Source organism: Sphingobacterium sp. SGG-5 (assembly GCF_011043525.1).
GTDB lineage: Bacteria > Bacteroidota > Bacteroidia > Sphingobacteriales > Sphingobacteriaceae > Sphingobacterium.
In genome coordinates this window covers 308,399-326,870 of the sequence record NZ_JAAKGO010000004.1, presented here as the reverse complement: position 1 = coordinate 326,870, position 18,472 = coordinate 308,399, and the positions used below count along the sequence as shown (strand labels likewise).

General features: G+C 43.0%; 18 protein-coding genes and 2 tRNA genes. 13 read left to right on the top strand and 7 right to left on the bottom strand.

The genetic code is table 11. From position 1 onward, the window contains the following. The first annotated feature begins 52 nt into the window (after positions 1 to 52). The 5 genes from G5B30_RS07875 to G5B30_RS07855 all read left to right on the top strand — a co-directional run bounded on the left by G5B30_RS07875 (position 53) and on the right by G5B30_RS07855 (position 5,623). A complete protein-coding gene (locus tag G5B30_RS07875; protein ID WP_165319425.1) occupies positions 53 to 742 on the top strand; it encodes a YggS family pyridoxal phosphate-dependent enzyme in 690 nt (229 codons plus the stop codon). A 75-nt stretch (positions 743 to 817) separates the two neighbouring features. Next, positions 818 to 2,086 (top strand): aspartate kinase, encoded by a 1,269-nt coding sequence (locus G5B30_RS07870; protein WP_165319424.1) that lies wholly within the window; start codon positions 818 to 820, stop codon positions 2,084 to 2,086. Continuing rightward, positions 2,079 to 3,263 carry a THUMP-like domain-containing protein gene (locus G5B30_RS07865; RefSeq protein WP_165319423.1) on the top strand — a complete coding sequence of 395 codons (1,185 nt, stop codon included), beginning with the start codon at positions 2,079 to 2,081 and terminating at the stop codon, positions 3,261 to 3,263. The genes G5B30_RS07870 and G5B30_RS07865 overlap by 8 nt, the downstream gene beginning before the upstream one ends. A 49-nt stretch (positions 3,264 to 3,312) precedes the next feature. Continuing rightward, the gene (locus tag G5B30_RS07860; protein WP_165319422.1) at positions 3,313 to 4,302 is read left to right on the top strand and encodes an LLM class flavin-dependent oxidoreductase; all 990 of its coding nucleotides are present in this window, start codon (positions 3,313 to 3,315) and stop codon (positions 4,300 to 4,302) included. An 82-nt stretch (positions 4,303 to 4,384) separates the two neighbouring features. Next, entirely contained in the window at positions 4,385 to 5,623 is a 1,239-nt protein-coding gene (locus G5B30_RS07855; protein WP_165319421.1) for a PQQ-dependent sugar dehydrogenase, read from the top strand. A gap of 11 nt (positions 5,624 to 5,634) precedes the next feature. Here the strand turns inward: G5B30_RS07855 and G5B30_RS07850 are convergent, their stop codons facing one another. Continuing rightward, positions 5,635 to 6,069, bottom strand: coding sequence for a hypothetical protein (locus tag G5B30_RS07850; protein WP_165319420.1), 435 nt, complete (start codon positions 6,067 to 6,069; stop codon positions 5,635 to 5,637). A gap of 130 nt (positions 6,070 to 6,199) precedes the next feature. On the opposite strand from G5B30_RS07850, the gene G5B30_RS07845 reads away from it, so the two are divergent. Continuing rightward, complete coding sequence (locus tag G5B30_RS07845; protein WP_165319419.1) at positions 6,200 to 7,003, top strand: hypothetical protein; 804 nt, start codon at positions 6,200 to 6,202, stop codon at positions 7,001 to 7,003. A 27-nt stretch (positions 7,004 to 7,030) separates the two neighbouring features. On the opposite strand, the gene G5B30_RS07840 is transcribed toward G5B30_RS07845, so the two are convergent. The 4 genes from G5B30_RS07840 to G5B30_RS07825 form a co-directional block, all read right to left on the bottom strand. Further along, the gene (locus tag G5B30_RS07840; protein ID WP_165319418.1) at positions 7,031 to 7,345 is read right to left on the bottom strand and encodes a helix-turn-helix domain-containing protein; all 315 of its coding nucleotides are present in this window, start codon (positions 7,343 to 7,345) and stop codon (positions 7,031 to 7,033) included. Between the two features lie 53 nt (positions 7,346 to 7,398). After that, positions 7,399 to 7,734: a type II toxin-antitoxin system RelE/ParE family toxin gene (locus G5B30_RS07835; protein WP_165319570.1), complete on the bottom strand. Its 336-nt coding sequence runs from the start codon at positions 7,732 to 7,734 to the stop codon at positions 7,399 to 7,401. A 508-nt stretch (positions 7,735 to 8,242) separates the two neighbouring features. Then, a tRNA-Ser gene (locus tag G5B30_RS07830) sits at positions 8,243 to 8,330 on the bottom strand. 92 nt (positions 8,331 to 8,422) lie between these two features. Further along, a complete protein-coding gene (locus G5B30_RS07825; RefSeq protein ID WP_165319417.1) occupies positions 8,423 to 8,947 on the bottom strand; it encodes a YceI family protein in 525 nt (174 codons plus the stop codon). A gap of 221 nt (positions 8,948 to 9,168) precedes the next feature. Between G5B30_RS07825 and G5B30_RS07820 the strand changes: the two genes are divergently transcribed. Together G5B30_RS07820 and G5B30_RS07815 are read left to right on the top strand one after the other, a co-directional pair. Beyond that, a tRNA-Arg gene (locus tag G5B30_RS07820) sits at positions 9,169 to 9,242 on the top strand. 145 nt (positions 9,243 to 9,387) lie between these two features. After that, entirely contained in the window at positions 9,388 to 10,587 is a 1,200-nt protein-coding gene (locus G5B30_RS07815) for an MFS transporter (protein WP_165319416.1), read from the top strand. Here G5B30_RS07815 and G5B30_RS07810 read toward each other — a convergent pair whose 3' ends face one another. Then, positions 10,588 to 11,376 carry an SDR family oxidoreductase gene (locus tag G5B30_RS07810; protein ID WP_165319414.1) on the bottom strand — a complete coding sequence of 263 codons (789 nt, stop codon included), beginning with the start codon at positions 11,374 to 11,376 and terminating at the stop codon, positions 10,588 to 10,590. A 110-nt stretch (positions 11,377 to 11,486) separates the two neighbouring features. Between G5B30_RS07810 and G5B30_RS07805 the strand changes: the two genes are divergently transcribed. After that, positions 11,487 to 11,867 (top strand): hypothetical protein, encoded by a 381-nt coding sequence (locus tag G5B30_RS07805; protein ID WP_165319413.1) that lies wholly within the window; start codon positions 11,487 to 11,489, stop codon positions 11,865 to 11,867. Here G5B30_RS07805 and G5B30_RS07800 read toward each other — a convergent pair. Then, positions 11,852 to 13,714, bottom strand: coding sequence for a TonB-dependent receptor plug domain-containing protein (locus G5B30_RS07800; protein ID WP_165319412.1), 1,863 nt, complete (start codon positions 13,712 to 13,714; stop codon positions 11,852 to 11,854). The genes G5B30_RS07805 and G5B30_RS07800 overlap by 16 nt on opposite strands. Before the next feature lie 84 nt (positions 13,715 to 13,798). Here G5B30_RS07800 and G5B30_RS07795 point away from each other — a divergent pair, with 84 nt between their 5' ends. From G5B30_RS07795 to ppk1, 4 genes are read left to right on the top strand one after another with little or no spacing between them, the layout of a single operon-like run. After that, a complete protein-coding gene (locus tag G5B30_RS07795) occupies positions 13,799 to 15,286 on the top strand; it encodes a PLP-dependent aminotransferase family protein (RefSeq protein WP_165319411.1) in 1,488 nt (495 codons plus the stop codon). Between the two features lie 55 nt (positions 15,287 to 15,341). Then, complete coding sequence (locus tag G5B30_RS07790) at positions 15,342 to 15,923, top strand: YdeI/OmpD-associated family protein (RefSeq protein WP_165319409.1); 582 nt, start codon at positions 15,342 to 15,344, stop codon at positions 15,921 to 15,923. A 39-nt stretch (positions 15,924 to 15,962) separates the two neighbouring features. Beyond that, positions 15,963 to 16,340, top strand: coding sequence for a hypothetical protein (locus tag G5B30_RS07785; protein WP_165319408.1), 378 nt, complete (start codon positions 15,963 to 15,965; stop codon positions 16,338 to 16,340). Positions 16,341 to 16,396: 56 nt separating this feature from the next. Beyond that, positions 16,397 to 18,466, top strand: a complete 2,070-nt coding sequence (gene ppk1, locus G5B30_RS07780) for a polyphosphate kinase 1 (protein ID WP_165319407.1) — start codon at positions 16,397 to 16,399, stop codon at positions 18,464 to 18,466. Positions 18,467 to 18,472: the final 6 nt, after the last annotated feature.

Here is an 18,472-nt window from a genome sequence, read left to right as displayed (position 1 = left end):
CTTGTATTCGGCATCTGTCCGGTCGCATTCTCTGAAATTATTTGTATCGATCATGCGTATTACAACAAACATACAAGAACTACAACAAGAATTAAGACCCATCGGCGTGGAGTTGGTGGCCGTTTCTAAGACAAAATCTATTGAAGAGATTCAGGAAGCTTATGATGCCGGACAACGCATCTTTGGGGAAAACCATGTGCAGGAACTGATAACCAAACAGGAGAGCTTACCCCAAGATATTGCCTGGCACATGATCGGGCACCTACAAACCAATAAGGTAAAATATATCGCTCCGTTTATTACGTTGATACATGGGGTAGATTCCTTTAAGCTATTGCAGGAAATAAACAAGCATGCCCAAAAAAACAATCGGATAATCGACTGCCTGCTTCAGATGTTTATAGCCGAAGAAACGACCAAATTCGGCTTGGACCACGTAGAAGTGATCGAATTGTTAGAAAACCCGCTCTTAAATACCTTAAAAAACATACGGATACGGGGATTGATGGGAATCGCCACCCATACCGATAATGAGAAAGAAGTTAAAGAAGAGTTTTATGAACTGAAAACATTGTTCGACGGCATAAAACTAAATTATTTCCGGAAGGAAACCACTTTTGACATACTATCTATGGGCATGTCGGCCGACTATAAAATCGCGATCGGACAGGGCAGCACAATGGTACGGTTGGGCAGCACGATATTCGGTCAGCGTGTCATCAAGCATTATAAAGCACAATAAATAGTATATTTCCTTTATAAAGCAACTTTATCTAAGTTTGCATAATTTTTAAACGATTAACCGACAGAATAATACATGCAGGTTTTCAAATTTGGGGGTGCCTCCGTAAAAGATGCTGAAAATATTAAAAATGCCGCATCCATCCTTTTACAGTATAAGACGTCCGAACTACTGGTCGTTGTATCGGCATTGAATAAGACGACGAATGCACTTCAAGATGTTACCGATAACTATTACGGACAGGATAATGATCCATTTGCTGTACTTGATCGCATTAAAACAGAACACTTCGATATTCTTCATCAACTCTTTAGTGATCCAACACATCCGATCTATAACGAAGTCGCCAACTGTTTTGTCGAAATTGAATGGATACTGGAAGAAGAACCTCAAGACAGCTACGATTACCTGTATGACCAGATCGTTTCGGTAGGAGAATTGCTCTCCTCAAAGATCCTTGCTGCTTATTGTCTACAAATCGGACTTCCCGTCCAATGGATCGATGCCCGGGATTATATCGTTACGGATAACACCTATCGGGAGGCCACGGTCGATTGGGCGATTACTGAAGCAAAAATACGGAAGGAGCTGCCGTCCATACTCGATGATTTCATTGTCATCACCCAGGGATTTATCGGGTCGACATCCGAAAATTTCACGACAACGTTAGGTCGTGAAGGTTCCGATTACTCGGCGGCGATATTTGCTTCCTGCCTGAATGTGGAGGATGTTACCATCTGGAAAGATGTGCCGGGCGTGCTCAATGCCGACCCAAAATGGTTTGCCGAGACAGAGCTCATTCCCGAATTGTCATATACAGATGCGATCGAACTCACCTATTACGGTGCGACCGTTATTCATCCAAAGACAATCAAACCTTTGCAAAACAAAAAAATAGCACTAAATGTACGCTCTTTTCTCCATCCAGAACAACCCGGAACAAAAATCCATACGACCAATCAGACGTTGCCTATTCCCTCGTTCATCTTCAAGGTCAATCAGGTTCTCATTAATATACAGCCACGGGATTTCTCCTTTATCGTAGAAGATAACCTAAGCCATATTTTCAACCTATTTCATATATACCGCATTAAAATCAATATGATGCACAATAGTGCCATATCGTTTTCTGTAAGCGTAGATGATTCGGGTGAAAATATCGACTTGCTTTTAAGCGACCTGGAAAAAAGGTATAAAGCCAATATCGAAAGAGGGCTGGAACTCATTACTATACGTTATTATAATCAGGAAACGATAGACCGGGTATTAGTAAATAAGAAAATTATTCGCGAACTTAAGGACAGTTATACGTGTCAGATGTTAGTGAGCAACTTGAATGAATAAATATATTCTCGATAAGGACGTACAAGAATTTCTTAAAGCAAATAGGGAGCTTTCCCCTGCGGTTCTTGCTTTACGAAAATCCCCGTTCTCTTCCGTTACCTCTTCGGAGCTGGCATCGCAAATCGACGGTTGGCAACGTAGTGTCCGGAAACTGCCGACCTGGGCCTTTTCTTCCCACATTTATTATCCCGATAAGATCAATCTCGAACAATGCTCATCCGAGCATACGGCACTGATTAAACAAACGCTCATCCGACCGGGCAGTAAAGTCGTTGATGTCACTGGAGGTTTTGGGGTCGACAGCTGCTATATCGCGCAGGAGGCTGAACTCGTTATCCACTGCGAATTAAATGAACGGTTATCGGAAATTGTCAAGCACAATGCGGTACAACTCGGTGTACATAATCTGATTTGCTTGGCCACAGATGGTGTGGCCTACGTCGGCGCTCAAGAAGATGATGCCTTAGATTACATCTATATTGACCCTTCGCGACGCGTCAACCACACAAAGGTCTTCCTTATAGAAGATTGCGAACCCAATATTGTCGAATTGCAGGAGCTTTTCTTTAAAAAGTCACGTTTTATACTCTGCAAGCTATCCCCGCTTATGGATATTTCCACGGCGTTGAGCAAGCTCCATCACGTCAAATATGTATTTGTAGTCAGCGTAGATGGAGATTGTAAAGAGCTCCTATTTGTTCAGGACAGATTCTTCGACGGGGTCACAAAAATATCGGCCGTCCGTCTATTTGCGGATCAGCTACAACTCCACACATTCACCTCAGAAGAAGAAAAAAGCACACTGGTGCCTATCTCCGAACCACTTCGGTATCTTTACGATCCCGACGTGGCCGTAACAAAGTCAGGAGCTTTTAAAACCATCGCTAAGCGCTTTAATTTTTTCAAACTGCATACGCATACTCATCTCTATACCTCAGATACGTTAAATCAGGAGTTTCCCGGCCGGATTTTTAACATTCAGCAGGTATATAGTATACCGGCATTCAAAAAAAACAACACGCTTACACAAGCCAATGTCGCCACCAAAAACTTCCCCGTAAAGGTCGATGAGATCCGTAAAAGATATAAAATTAAAGATGGTGGTCCTGATTTTTTGTTTTTTACGACAGATGCTGCAGGCAACCACATTGTCATACGAGCGCTAAAAGTTGCATAAAGACATTCTTCTTACATCACTCTTTTTTTAATAGTTGTATTTTTACGTCATGACTGCTATTAAATTATCCCTTTTAGAATTGGCAACAATTTGCAAAAACAGTGATGCAACAGCCGCCATCGCACGTGCGGTGGAAGGCGCTCAATATATCGAAAAACGAGGCTATCATCGCATATGGCTAGCCGAACACCACAACATGCCCCATATTGCGAGTTCAGCAACGGCTGTCCTTATCGGCCACATTGCCGGAAAGACGAATCATATCCGGGTAGGCTCTGGGGGCATCATGCTTCCTAACCATACGCCATTGGTAGTTGCGGAACAATTTGGTACGCTGGAAAGTATCTACCCCGGGAGAATTGACTTAGGCTTAGGCCGCGCGCCGGGTACCGATCAACTCACAGCCATGGCTTTGCGCCGCAACAACCTGAACACTTCTTTTTATTTTAAAGAAGATATCCTGGAACTGCAGCAATATTTAGATACAGACAATGTAAGTGCCAAGGTACGAGCTTTCCCCGGCGAAGGTCTCGATATCCCTTTATATATTTTGGGATCCAGTACAGATAGCGCCTACCTGGCGGCAGAACTTGGTCTACCCTACGCTTTTGCAGCACATTTTGCACCAGCTATGCTAGCACAGGCAGTGGAGATCTACCAAAGCCATTTTAAACCCTCGAGTGTATTGCAAGAGCCTTATACCATGATCTGCGTCAACATCGTCGCGGGAGAAAGTGTGGATGAAGCCGGGTTTCTATCCACAAGCTTATTCAACATGTTTGCAGGTATCCTGACCAATCTGCGGAAGCCACTTTCTCCGCCAACTGAAAAGCCGATTTATCATGGAATTCCGGAGATCGAGCAAGCGGTTCAAAATATGGTAAAATGTACATTCATCGGGACCGAAAAAGAAATTCGTGAAGAGGTTATGGCATTTGCTGCACAATATCACGCAGACGAAATCATCACGACAAATTATATTTTCGATAATGCTAAACGGCTACAGGCCTTCGATATCATCGCCAATGCGCTGTTGTAGGGTGAGAATTACCTTGGCACTATTTATGATTGTATATCCAGGAAAATATAAGTAAGTTTAACTCAATTTTAATTCGATCGCCATGCACAAGACATTTCTTTTCCTGTTTGTTTCCTTTTCGTTTCAAGCTATCGCGTGTAACCCAAATACACAGGATCGAGGAGAAACGCATACAGCAGGTGACAGTACATATGCGCCTGTAGAGAAAGATAAACCGAACACGGATTACCAGCCTGCTTTTGAAGGGCAAACACGTATAAACGGTGTCAAAACCCAAACAGCATATACCGCTAAAGTCATTGCCGAGGGTCTAAAGTCTCCATGGGGAATAGCCCTATTGCCGGATGGGCGATTTCTGATTACGGAAAAAGAAGGAACAATGCGGGTTGTCTCCAAAGAAGGAACAGTGTCCGATCCAATTACGGGACTACCTGAAGTCGATAGCCGAGGTCAAGGGGGACTTTTGGGGTTAACTCTGGATCCGAAATTTGACGAAAACAGAATGGTATATTGGGTCTTTGCCCAGCCTGTTAATGAAGGTAACCTTACTGCTGTTGGAAAAGGAAAACTCGCTGCTGACGAAAAAACAATTGAAAACGCACAGGTAATCTATCAAGCTATACCAGCCTACGATGGTAAGTTGCATTACGGCGGACGTATTCTATTCGACAAGAACGGCCACCTTTTTGTCAGTACGGGCGAACGGTCGGATTTGGCGACCCGTCCCTTGGCACAGGATCTAAAAAGTGGCTTGGGAAAGATCGTACGTATAACGACCGATGGTGAACCCGTGGGCGGAAATCCTTTTGCAAATACATCAGATGCTTTACCTGAAATCTATTCTTACGGTCACCGGAATGTGCAAGGATTAGCCTTTCATCCAGAGACGGGCGATTTATGGGAAACAGAATTCGGACCCCGTGGCGGCGATGAAGTGAATCGGATAGTCGCGGGAAAAAATTATGGTTGGCCGACGATAACCTACGGTTTGGAATACAGTGGGAAAGCGATAGGCAATCCGCCGATACAACAGAAAGACGGTCTGGAACAACCTATCTACTATTGGGATCCGGTATTGTCACCCAGCGGCATAACGTTTTACTCGGGCACAGCTATCCCGGAATGGAAGAATAATTTATTCATTGCTGGGTTAAGTAGTACGCATATCGCACGATTGGTGATAGAAGACAATAAAGTTGTCGGCGAGGAAAGGTTACTCGCCAAAGAAGGACAGCGCTTTCGTGACGTCATTGATGGTCAGGATGGAGCACTTTATAGCATTACGGATAGTGGACGATTGTATCGGATTGGAAAAAAATAAACCTCAAAATATCATCTTTGGTCTTCTTTCACCTCGATCTTTACTTGGTATTCGCCGGTATATGGATTTTCCTGCATGAGGCTTTCAGCGATAATAAGCTGATAAGTTCCGGAAATATACAGGCTATCATGGTAAGTTTTGCCAAAAGGGCCGTCCATCGCACCATCGGGCATAATGATCTGGTTGATACGGATATTTCCTGTTTCGTCGGGCGTAGACAAGGTGACATTTACAAATGACCGGCTTTTTATATCAAATGTGAGTGTGTCTTTTTTTCCAGCAATTTTTACAAGTTGAAACTGTAGTGGCTGATTCTCGGCGACAGCGGGTTGCTCTACACGTTCTATAGACACGCTATCTTGAGCCGTGTTGCTCTTCGATCCAGATTGGCATCCTCCTATAAGCAAGATAAAAGCACTGCATCCGGTAAGAACTTTGTTTTTCATCTGTTTCATTTTCACTTCGTCTTTGATCTTTCGAAGAATATAACACAAGGCTTTCGAAATTGTTTGAGCGATGTTATGGGCTATTTGCGAATATAAATGTATAATTTTGGCTTATCTTTACTATCAGTGTATGTGTTTAATAGAAAATTATCGAAAAAAGCTGTTCCTCTTTTTTTTAGTTTGCCTGGGTTTCGGATGGCAAGGTTTGTATGCACAGGTTACCAAACTCGCGGACGAATCAAGAAATTATGTTTATTTCCATTCGGACTCCATTCTCTATGCCGAAAAAGTCCGATTGCGGACAAATATGTTAAATAATCTTCAGTTGCGGGCAGATTCAAAGCGGATCCCACTCCAGAATGTCAAGTTTTTCAATACGGACGAAGGTTTTTTTGCTACCATGCATCGTGTCCCCGGCTTAGCTAATGAACAATTTTCTGAACGTATCATAGAAGGAAAGATTAATATCTTTCAGGAACGCCCGGACGAATACTGGAATTATGGTAGAAGATATAGACGTTCCAGAAATAAAGGTGACGCGGTCAGCATGCGTATGTATTTCAACAAAGGATACGACGACCTTAAGAAGGTAAATTACACAAACCTGAGCCAAGCCATGGCAGATGATGTGGAGAGCGTTAATTTATTGAAGGGATATCACAAGAATGCACAGATCAGTAAAGCGATGTATATTTCCGCCGGAGCAGCCCTCGGTGCGGCAGTGATATCGTTTTTGGTTACATCTAACCGCGATAACAGTGACTTTGATATGCAGCACGGATTTTCGCGTAAACCCCAGATGCCCAACTATACCGCAAGCTATATTTTAATGGGAGCTGGTGTCGGTCTGGCTATTGGTGGTTCTGCAGTTTATTTCTCCAATTTGAAAAAGCTCGAAGCTGCGGTCGATTATTATAACAGGACTATGGACTGAGGGATTGCAGCGTAGATCTTATTGGTATTACCGCCCTACATTAATACTTAAATCGGGTAACTCAACCTGAAGTTTTACTTTCGCTTTTAGTGCGGTAAAAACTCTCAATAAAGTGTCCATCGTTACGTTGCTTGCGTTATTTTCCAGTCTGGAAATCTGAGCTTTCTGAACCCCAATTAGCTTTCCCAACTCTTCCTGAGTCAAATTGCGTTCTTGTCGGGTTTGTTTAATCGCTTTACCAATAAAGTCCATTTGAAGTTCATACTCAAATAAATCTCTTTCCGCAGTCCCTATCTTTCCGATAAGTTCGTCTTGCACTTCATTTAATGTGTGTGTTTTCATCTGTTTGTTATATTTTGCCAACTTTATCCTCCTACACGGGAGTTCTGCTATGTTTATTTTTCATTAAAGTACTTCATCTTCAATTGTATCGCCTTTTGGATTTGCTCATCTGGAACTTTACTCCGTTTCTTGATAAAACCGTGCGTCGAAACGACCAATGTATCAGATGAGCAAGTTTTGTCCCAAAACACCAAAAGTCTATATTGAATACCCTGATATAAAGTTCTAAACTCCCATATGTCGTTATTAAGCTTTTTGAATAATTCGGAATCGTATTCTGTTTGAGCCTTACGGATATTGTAAAGTATTTTCTCATAGTGTTTGCGTTCCAGTCCTTTTAAAAACTCGAAAGCCTCATCTAAAAATACAATCTCAAATCGTTTATTCATTGACTTCACATTCTCAAACAAAGGTAGTAAAAGTTTCATTATAACGAAACTTTTTCATTTTATTTCTATATGGAGTGAAGATACCGTGCCCTGCCGGCGGCATGTTGTTATTAGGTCAACTTTAAAAAGATTGACCTAATAACAACAACTATTTTTACATTTGGATAATCGTCCCGACGCCAGTCCGAAAATGGGGAGGGTTACAAAGTGAATAAAATAGGCTTTTAGATGTGTCATAGATTGCTTATATGTGGGTAAAACATAGCTTAAATGCACAAAAAGGCCTTATCGTATGATAAAGCCTGTATTAGAGCGGAGAGCGAGGGATTGACTCAGACCCGCATCCCCCGGCTGAGCCCTGAGCCTTCCCCTTAAGGGGGGCTTCAAAGCAAAGTAAAGCCGCGCTCACTTCATGAGCTTGTTTTGTCGTTTACGGACCTTCGCTCAAGCAAGCTTGGCTTGGTCTGTAAACGACAAAACCCGACTGACGTCGGGCTTTACTTTGTTTTGGCGGAGAGTGAGGGATTCGAACCCCCGAACCTGTGACAGTTAACGGTTTTCAAGACCGCCGCATTCGACCACTCTGCCAACTCTCCGCGACAAAAGTAGAGATTATCGCCTGATTTACAAAATTTATTTCAAAAATAATAGGCTCTTAATCACCCTACAATGTACATTTTGCTAATCTTTAGCTTTTTACAAATTGTACATCAGCCGAAAATTTAACTTCATTGGATACCATTACACCTCCTGTTTCCAATGCTGCGTTCCAAGTCAACCCGAAGTCTTCACGGTTGATCTTTCCTGTGACAGTGTAGCCAACTTTCGCATTTCCCCAAGGATCCTTCGCAACTCCACCCAACTCAGCATCAAAAGTCACAGGTTTCGTCACATCTTTAATGGTAAGATCTCCGGTGACACGATATTCGTCGTCAGAAGTCTTCTCAATAGAAGTAGAACGGAAATTAATGTTCGGATAGGTTTCTACATCGAAGAAATCGCCACTTTTCAAATGCTGATCGCGTTGTTCGCTTTTGGTGTCGATAGACGCCGCATCAATAGAGACTTCAACCGTGGACTGAGCAATATCTTCACTCGCACTGCTCAGGTTAACCTGAAAATTTCCAAACAGACCCTTGACGGTCGAGATCATCATGTGACGTACTTTAAATTCAACTTCACTGTGTGCTGTGTCTAAATTCCAATTTGCCATTTTTTTTGTTTTTTTTAAGTTTCTAAATTATTTTAACACTACAAAGATAAAGCTCCTAAGCCTTAGGAAACTTAATCTATATTAAGAAAGCAGATTAACGACATAAAGTTTTCAATTATTTGATTGGAAAGCAAGAAGTTATTTAAGCCTTGCCAGAATTTACGCTTTTTATTTTGCAATTATGCGCCAAATAAGTACTTTTGCTTCACTGAAAAGTGGATGCGCCAATAGCTCAGCTGGATAGAGCAACGGTTTTCTAAACCGTCGGTCTCAGGTTCGAATCCTGATTGGCGTACATCTTAAATATCCTTAAAAGCCGTTTTCTATTAAGATTACGGCTTTTTTCATTTTCTTTTAACTTTGCCAACACTATCTCTATTTCTTAACACAGAGTTGACATTCATTTATCTACCTTTGCCGTGATTTAATTCGAACAATATATGAATAAAGGATTGGTTGCTTTGGCATTTGGTGGTCTAGCGATTGGTATGACGGAATTTACCATGATGGGTATCCTACCCGATATCGCCCGGGATATCAACATTGATATTCCCACTGCGAGCAATCTAATCGGCCTCTATGCGCTGGGTGTAGTTGTTGGCGCCCCTACCCTTGTTGCTTTTTCATCCACATATCCGCCTAAGCGGGTGTTGTTTGTCCTGATGCTCCTGTTCTTTCTTTTCAACGGCCTCTTTACCTTAGCGCCCACTCACTGGTCGCTCTTTTTCGCCCGCTTTGCCGCCGGGCTTCCTCATGGCGCCTTTTTCGGTATCGGCTCTGTGGTGGCGGCGAGATTAGCCGGCCCCGGCAAAGAAGCACAAGGCATATCTGTGATGTTTACAGGTATGACTATAGCTAACCTGGCAGGGGTGCCATTCGGGACCTATATCGGACACCATTATTCCTGGCAGCTTACCTATGGAGCTATTAGTCTGCTTGGGCTCGTCACTTGTTTGGCTATTTATTTTTGGATGCCACAACTACCTGTTAACAAAGACAGTAATATAAAACAACAGATGAGTTACTTCAAGCGCTGGGATGCTTGGTTGATGGTAGCTGTGATTGCTATCGGTACGGGCGGATTATTTGCCTGGATCAGCTATATATCGAAGCTTGTGACCTCCGTATCGGGACTGGCACCCGAAAGTGTCTCTACGATTATGGTTCTTATCGGTGTAGGGATGTTCTTTGGTAATATTATAGGCGGAAAGTTGGCCGACACCATTTCGCCAAGTAAGGCTGCCATAATATCGTTTTCGTCAATGGCCTTATGTCTCACTGTCCTGTTCTTTACAGCCCATATCACCGCACTGGCCTACCCCATGGCTTTCATTACGGGTATGATTGCTTTTACCATCGGGTCTCCGCTGCAGATGATGCTTATCAACAATGCTAAGGGGGCAGAAACATTTGCCGCCGCTGGCGGACAGGCCTCTTTCAATATCGGCAATTCGCTAGGTGCCTACTTTGGTGCCATCCCCATTGCCTACGGGTTTACCTACACTTACCCCCCCCTCATCGGTGTGGTAATGGCCTCTACAGGTGCTATTCTTGCTTTTGTTTTCTTAAAGAAGGTCGAAAAGAAAGGGACAAAAGTCATTGACAGTGCCCCTCATACCTACCTAAAAAAAGTTGGCTGATTAGAATAACGTTTTTGCAATACCGCCATCCAATGGGATACTGGCTCCCGTCAAAAATGAAGCATACTCAGAGGCTAAGAAAGCCACAAGATAACCATATTCTTTCGGTTCGCCCAACCGACGGATAGGTACAGCATTCCTCTTCTGCTGCCGCGCCTGCTCAAAGGAGATGCCTTCGCTCTCGGCTTGCATATTCATCAAGCTCGTCAACCGACCCGTTTCAAAATAGCCGGTCATCACCGAATTGACGGTTATACCATCTTTAGCAACAGCATTGGATAAGGATTTGCCCCAAGAGACCAATGCGGTACGCATGGTGTTGGACAACACTAAGTTATCCTGAGGCTCTTTGACCGTCATAGAAGATACATTGATGATCCGGCCAAAGCCTTGCTCGCGCATATGAGGCAACGCCAATGTCGTTGTATAGACCGCATTTTGAAATAAGAGTTCAAAGGCTTGCTGATAGTCCGCTTCTTGCTTCGATTGCACATCTCCTGCTGCTGGGCCATTGGTATTATTGATCAAAATGTCCACCGTGTGGTGTGCGAAGAAATTTGTAATCACTTTCTTATGCGCAGGATAATTGTTAAAATCAGTGACCAGATAACCGTGATTTTGGCCATACGAGGTATCCAATTCCAATAAAGTATCTTTTAGCCGATCTTCCGTTCTGGACATCAGCGTGACCTCTACCCCACACTTTGCCAGTTGCAATGCTATCGCTTTACCGATACCGGATGAACTTCCTCCCACGAGGGCTTTCTTTCCTAACAATTTAATTTCCATAGCTCTTTAAACGAAGTTTAATCCAAACAATATCCATATTTTTTTTGAAAGATGAACAGCCTGTTAGAATTTTTTTATTATATTTACGTTACCGTTATAAACTATCTGCTATGCAAACGAAGACAGAATTTCTTATCTGGGATAAAATTGTCAATAGTGCCAAACAGCGGTTTGACTACGCGCTTTATTCCAACAAATTCAAAGGCTTAGAAACCGATGTATTTGACACATTAGTCTTGCATATCATTGTGGGGTTCGCCTGTGGCGAATGTCATGAAACGATATCGACAAATCTTCATAATGAACTTCAACATATTGGCTTCGACATTCGTGACGAAATTATCGACACGATTGTCGAAGACAAACACGTTCTCTTTAGCAGCGAAATCTACGCCGCCTATCTGACGTTTTCCATGTTGGAAGATGGTTGCAGTGAGTTTGAAGTATTAGGCTGTGTCACCGATCTCCTTGAAAGTCAAAGAGTATACTGAATACCGAGCGAAAACCATCTGCCCGGTAAAGGAACTGCTGCTGTTTCAATGTATGACTGATTGAATACATTCGTTACATCGGCATACAAATTTAACCCTTTATGACGATGAGCCACACGAATATCCGTCAGGAAATAACTATTCTTGAGTTCCCGCTTCACAAACCTGTTGCCAGAAGAAATATGCCATACACCCTGTTGGTATGCCAGACGAAGAATAGCTTGATGTTTTAGACTTTCCAAAATATATTTAGACGTCACACCATCGGCGTAGGTAAGATCTTTGGGGGCCAGATAATGGTAGCTGCCCTCATAGCTGAATACACTTTGCTCGTTGATTTTAAAATGTTGCCCTACACTCATATGGAAACCTTGTACCCTATTCTCTCCAAAGTTCTGCGGCTGGTAAGGATCGGCAGCATCTTCCCGTATCCAATCGATGTATTCGGCTATATTCCGATAAAAATAACCGGTCTGCACACGCAGGTTGCCCACATGATATTGCAAAGAGGCTTCATATTGCCAGGCATTCTCCGACTTTAGGTCACGATTTCCCACATTTGTACCTTGATCGAGATACAAATCCGTAAAAGAAGGAATACGTTGGCTCGACCCAATATTAAGCGCTAATTTCCACGAAGGGTGGAACAAATAAGCTATATCTATACCGGGAAAGGCCTGCCAACCGTAGTCGGTATTATAGTTGACATAAGCACCTACATTCAGCAGTACGTTTCGGAGTGCATCTGTGCTGTATTCCACATAAGCACCGTGATTATCCCGATGATGATCGCCCATATTAGTGCTTTCGATTTTCTCGGAACGTGTCTCCAGACCAAAGCCAAAATCACCGATGGATGAATACAGGGTACTGTTCAATTCAGCTGAAAAAGCATTTGTACTATGTTCCGACCGTCCTTTACTGAGGTCGTCTCGATATAGGCGGAAATCGTCCTCGTTATAGCGATAACTCACTCGTGGCTTCAACACAAAACGTTCGCCAAACTGATGGCTGGATCCGACGCTCGCGATCGATGTATTCACAATTTCCTGTGATTCGACGTCATACGGCGCTGCATAATAACCGTTGGCTCCAAACGTATTATGGATGCCCCCCCCCATCCAGGTGACACTGTTCCGCTCATCGAGATCCAAGTTGGCCTGATAAAAGGCCCTCCGATTACTGGATGCTGTATTATACCGCTGTCCGTTGGACAAGTCCTGCGATACCGTCAATAAATTCTGAAAAGATGTATGGCCTACATGAGCGACCAGCTGTAAACTTCCGCCTCCATACATGCCACTTCCATCTCCAGCTTCCTTCCCTTCAAGTGCTGATCCGACTTGTGTATGTACCGAAAAGGAATTGCTCTCTTGGGTTGTGGTAATGATATTAATGGCTCCCGTCAATGCGTTGACACCATAGATACGGGCAGCAGGCCCCCGCAACACTTCAATACGCTCGACAGCGTCCAACGGCACAGGTATATTCATGGAATGATGAGCAGTTTGCGCATCCGATATCTTGACACCGTTCAACAGAATCAGCGTTTGCTCAAAACTCCCACCATCTATACCCACGTCAGTTTGGGTACCAAAAGGGCCCCGTTGACGGATGTCTACACCACCGATAAAAGCCAAGGCTTCGTTGATGGACCGCACGGATAGCTGTTGTATCTCCTGTTTCGTAATCACCTGAATATTTCGACTGGTTTTACTGAACGGAATTTGCAGCCTGTTTTCGGAAACGACGATTTCAGATATCGCTGTCGTATCTGAGGAGCGCAGTTGAGCCAAACCGACAAAGGGAATAGCAAACACGCTCAAAAAGAATAATTTTCTACCCATAAATGATATAAAATGATTTAAACATAAAATTTTCTGCAAAACTCGTATCTTTCCGGCACATAGACATAGTCCACTTTCGAGAATATGAGTAGTCCGGCCGAAGTTCCGTTTTTAAATTTCATTCAACTTGACCGTAATCATCCTACGGCCATATACCTGCAGTTAGCGCAACAATTAGTCAACGCTATACAACGCGGTTATCTTCCATTAGGCACCAAGCTCGCCGGTACACGTACACTAAGCAGACTTTTAGAGGTACATCGGCAAACTATTGTTCAGGCTTACATGGAATTGGAGGCACAGGGATGGATCGAATCGATACCCAACAAGGGGACGTTTGTTATCAGCAACGATCAGGCGAAAAAATCACGGTCTTATGCTACTCCGGTGTCTCTGGCAAAATATCCTGAAAAAACCGGTTTTCATTTTACGGTCTCGCAAATATTGACGAGCCCCTTTGAATATGCTGCTACTCCCTTACAATTTAATGACGGGATCCCCGATATGAGGCTGATCCAATTTGACCGCTTATCGAGCCTATATTCCGCATCGATGAAAAGGAAAAATACCCGACGGAAGTTTGAACAAGCAAACCACTCGGGTAGTGCTTATTTTAGGGCACAGCTGAGTAACTATCTAAATTATTCACGCGGGCTACATATCTCGGGGGATAACATACTCATCACCCGAGGCACAGAAATGAGCCTTTATCTTATCGCTAAATTATTGCTCAAACCGGACGACCTCGTGCTTGTTGCAGAATGGAGCAATTTTACAGCAAATATGATTTTCCAGGATGCGGGCGCTCATATCGAAACCATACCGCTCGACGAAGAAGGCATCCAACCGGATGCTATTCGGGAGAAGTTGAAACACAAAAAGATCCGTCTTGTCTATCTCACCCCGCATCATCATTACCCGACCACCGTTACACTGACTGCCGAAAGAAGAATGGCACTACTTAAGCTGGCCGAAAAGTATGGCTTTGTCATCGTGGAGGATGATTATGACTATGATTTTCAATATGAAAAGGGTATTGCTATGCCAATGGCGAGCGCAGATCTCCATGGTATGGTCATCTATATTGGTACCTTTGGAAAATCGCTCGCACCAAATTTTCGGGCAGGATTTATTGTGGCTCCCGTAAATCTGATGCATGAACTGCAAAAATACATCGGAATGATAGACCATCAGGGTGATATGCTGTTGGAACAGGTCTTGGGAGAAATGATTGAGGAAGGTGATATCCATCGTTTTCTTAAAAAATCGCTGAAGATCTATCGTGAGCGGCGTGAACATGTATGTGCCGAACTGGACGAACAGTTTGGCGAATTAGTAACTTATCAAAAACCGAGTGGCGGACTGGCCTTATGGCTGGAGTGGAAAAAGCCTATTCCGTTAATGCATCTAGCCAGCCAATGCCGTAAGAATGATCTCTTTATTCCAAAAAACATCCTCTACCAAAATCATAAAACCACGGCTATCCGTCTGGGTTTCGGACACCTTACTACGGGGGAAATGTCGGCAGCATTATCTATATTTAAAAAGATGCTATATGAAATAGATCGTTAGAATTAAAATACTTAGATTCGAAAATAATTTGGTCACCACACAAAATTAATAAACAATGAATGAACAAGTTGATCGCTTTTTCGAACATGCCCAAAAATGGAAGGGCGAAATGACTCTACTGCGAGAAATCGTTCTTAAAAATAAATTACTCGTCGAAGAATACAAGTGGATGCATCCCTGTTATACTTTCAAGGAAAAAAATATTGTGCTCATTCACGGATTCAAAGAATACTGCGCACTGCTGTTTCATAAAGGCGCACTATTGAAAGATCCTGAAAGTATACTGATCCAACAAACAGAAAACGTGCAGTCGGCAAGACAACTACGATTTACAAACACGGAGCAAATCAAAACACTAATGCCCACTATAAAATCTTATATCGAAGAAGCAATCGATATCGAAAAGTCAGGAGCGAAAGTAGTCATAAAAAAAGTTGCTGAGTATCCTATTCCCGAAGAGTTTCAACGGGCTCTTGATGAAGATCATACATTGCAACAAGCTTTCTCTCAATTGACACCAGGGAGGCAAAAAGCCTACTTATTTTACTTTAATCAGGCGAAGCAATCTACAACGCGGGAAGCCAGGATCGAAAAATACTATCAGCATATCCTGGACGGTAAAGGGATGAATGATTAAGTCATACTCCAAAAGAAATAACTCAAAAACTTCAACATTATGTTAAAAAAATCGAAAAAGATCTGGTTCATCGCTGCAGCACTTGTATTGATATTGATATATGCCCTGTGGGATTCCTATAGCCAGCCGGGGATCGAAAGTCTGCCTGGGCAATTTGAAGAGGTCGCTTTCGTTCGCAACGATCAAAATAAGGGTGGGATAATACGTGTGTATGCCGTTACTGTCGGCGACATCGAAAAGGCAGATTATCAAGCTTGTGCGGAACTGTTTCCTATAAACGACTTCAACAGTACAACAAAGGTTTATTTCTTCGATAAACATCAGCCTTATCCTACTTCATTAACTATCGAATCGCCACATTACGACACCAACCAATATCACGCTATAAATATCGTTAAGCGTCAGGGCGAGCGGTAAACTTAACATTTGGCTAACATTAAAAGGGTATCTTAGCAGTGAAATCAAAGGCACATATGACATCACAGTTCATTCCCCGCGATATTAGCTGGTTGAGTTTCAATGGCAGGGTACTGCAAGAAGCTGGCGACACGACGAACGCTTTACCATCACGTATCAAGTTTTTGGGCATTTTTTCCAATAATCTGGATGAATTCTACCGTATCCGGATAGCTGGACTAAAGCGCTCGCTAGCCATAGACGAAAAAGAAGCCAAGGAAATTTTCTTCGAAAAACCACAATTAATACTTGATGAGGTAAACCGTATTGTCATCGGGCAACAGAAGGAGTTTGACAAAATATGGTTGAAGATGCAAAAAGAAATGGCAAAACAGCATGTCTTCATTAAGTTTGCCGAAGATCTTAACGAAGAACAACAACGCTTTGTCAGACAATATTATGAGGATGAGGTGGAGTCCAATCTAATTCCGCTCTTATTAAGTGATGAAAGACCCATGCCTTATCTTCGGGACAAGTCCCTATACTTAGGCGTCTCCATGATGAAAGGTAGTCGACAGGATGAAGCCAAGTTCGCCATCATCGAAGTACCGACCGGCGACGTCGGACGCTTTATCAAGCTCCCCTCCGATTCCAAAGAAGTACATGTCATCTTACTTGAAGACATCATTAAATTCAACCTTCCCTTTATTTTCTCCTATTTTGGTTTTGATGATTTCCGCGCGCATGCCTTTAAGATCACCCGGGATGCAGATTTTGATCTGGACAATGACATCAACACCACGATGGCAGACAAAATCGCAAAAGCGGTAAAAAACAGGAGAAAAGGTAAGCCGACGCGTTTTGTTTACGATCAGGACATGGATGAAAAACTGGTGGAATACCTGATTAAAAAGTTAAATTTATCGAAGAAAGATAGCATTATCCCCGGGCAGAAAATCCATAATTTCAAACACTTTATGGACTTTCCCGATGTCTTCACGCAAAACCCCGCACGGAAAAAATACACGCCGTTTTTACATCCGATGTTCAAAGGAAAGCAGCGAATTACAGACGTTATTATCAAGCAAGACGTTCTGTTATCACTACCCTACCACACCTTTACGCCAGTTATCGGCTTACTCCGTGAAGCAGCGATGGATCCGGATGTACTTTCCATAAAGATTACCGCCTACCGGTTGGCTGAGCATTCAAAAATTGGGAACGTATTGATCAACGCCGCCCGAAACGGTAAAGAAGTTACGGTCATGTTGGAACTCCGGGCACGGTTTGACGAAACGCGTAATCTGGAGTGGAAAGAACGATTTGAAACAGAAGGTGTAAAAGTAGTGGTCGGCATACCGAATAAAAAGGCACATGCGAAGCTTTGTATTATCCGAAAGCGAGTTCAGGACAAGATTATCCAGTATGGTTTCGTGAGTACCGGAAATTTCAACGAAAAGACGGCCAAAACGTACAGTGATTACTGCATTATGACGAGCAAGAAGAGTATTATGACGGATATCAATAGGCTCTTTACTGCCGTACAAGATACCAAGCGTAGTATCTCAGAGAGTCTTATCTCGGGCAAGGGACTTCTTTTCTGTCCGACAGACATGCGAAACACCATATTAGCCTACCTGGATAAGGAGATAACGGAAGCAAAAGCTGGCCGAAAAGCACATATCATCATAAAGATCAATTCTTTGAGCGACAAGGATATTATCAAAAAACTATATGAAGCTGCCGCAGCGGGAGTTGAGATAGAAATGATTGTTCGTAGTATCTTTTGTGCCGTAAACCAAAAGGCATTTAAGAAGCCTATCCACGCCATCAGTATTGTAGACGAATACCTCGAACACGCACGGGTGATGTACTTTTATCATGCTGGCAAAGAACATCTCTATATTTCATCCGCCGATTGGATGACCCGTAATTTAGATCATCGTATCGAAGCCGCCGTCCGGATTTTTAATAAGGACATTAAGTCCGAGCTGCTCCACATGTTAAAGATGCAGCTAAAAGATAACGTCAAAGCGCGGGTACTGAATAATACGCTGGACAATGCATATGTACAACGTGAGGGCGAACCGTTTCGCTCTCAGGTAGAGCTGTATCGTTTTCTAAAAAACCAAACCCATAAATCATAGTTTCTT

Coding starts and splice junctions, on each gene's coding strand:
- G5B30_RS07850 (WP_165319420.1), bottom strand. CDS start 6,069: ATGAAAAACAAAGTTCTTACCGGATGCAGTGCTTTTATCTTGCTTATA.
- G5B30_RS07870 (WP_165319424.1), top strand. CDS start 818: ATGCAGGTTTTCAAATTTGGGGGTGCCTCCGTAAAAGATGCTGAAAAT.
- G5B30_RS07805 (WP_165319413.1), top strand. CDS start 11,487: ATGCAAACGAAGACAGAATTTCTTATCTGGGATAAAATTGTCAATAGT.
- G5B30_RS07815 (WP_165319416.1), top strand. CDS start 9,388: ATGAATAAAGGATTGGTTGCTTTGGCATTTGGTGGTCTAGCGATTGGT.
- G5B30_RS07875 (WP_165319425.1), top strand. CDS start 53: ATGCGTATTACAACAAACATACAAGAACTACAACAAGAATTAAGACCC.
- G5B30_RS07840 (WP_165319418.1), bottom strand. CDS start 7,345: ATGAAAACACACACATTAAATGAAGTGCAAGACGAACTTATCGGAAAG.
- G5B30_RS07860 (WP_165319422.1), top strand. CDS start 3,313: ATGACTGCTATTAAATTATCCCTTTTAGAATTGGCAACAATTTGCAAA.
- G5B30_RS07845 (WP_165319419.1), top strand. CDS start 6,200: ATGTGTTTAATAGAAAATTATCGAAAAAAGCTGTTCCTCTTTTTTTTA.
- G5B30_RS07835 (WP_165319570.1), bottom strand. CDS start 7,734: ATGAATAAACGATTTGAGATTGTATTTTTAGATGAGGCTTTCGAGTTT.
- G5B30_RS07795 (WP_165319411.1), top strand. CDS start 13,799: ATGAGTAGTCCGGCCGAAGTTCCGTTTTTAAATTTCATTCAACTTGAC.
- G5B30_RS07855 (WP_165319421.1), top strand. CDS start 4,385: ATGCACAAGACATTTCTTTTCCTGTTTGTTTCCTTTTCGTTTCAAGCT.
- G5B30_RS07865 (WP_165319423.1), top strand. CDS start 2,079: ATGAATAAATATATTCTCGATAAGGACGTACAAGAATTTCTTAAAGCA.
- G5B30_RS07825 (WP_165319417.1), bottom strand. CDS start 8,947: ATGGCAAATTGGAATTTAGACACAGCACACAGTGAAGTTGAATTTAAA.
- G5B30_RS07800 (WP_165319412.1), bottom strand. CDS start 13,714: ATGGGTAGAAAATTATTCTTTTTGAGCGTGTTTGCTATTCCCTTTGTC.
- G5B30_RS07810 (WP_165319414.1), bottom strand. CDS start 11,376: ATGGAAATTAAATTGTTAGGAAAGAAAGCCCTCGTGGGAGGAAGTTCA.
- ppk1 (WP_165319407.1), top strand. CDS start 16,397: ATGACATCACAGTTCATTCCCCGCGATATTAGCTGGTTGAGTTTCAAT.
- G5B30_RS07785 (WP_165319408.1), top strand. CDS start 15,963: ATGTTAAAAAAATCGAAAAAGATCTGGTTCATCGCTGCAGCACTTGTA.
- G5B30_RS07790 (WP_165319409.1), top strand. CDS start 15,342: ATGAATGAACAAGTTGATCGCTTTTTCGAACATGCCCAAAAATGGAAG.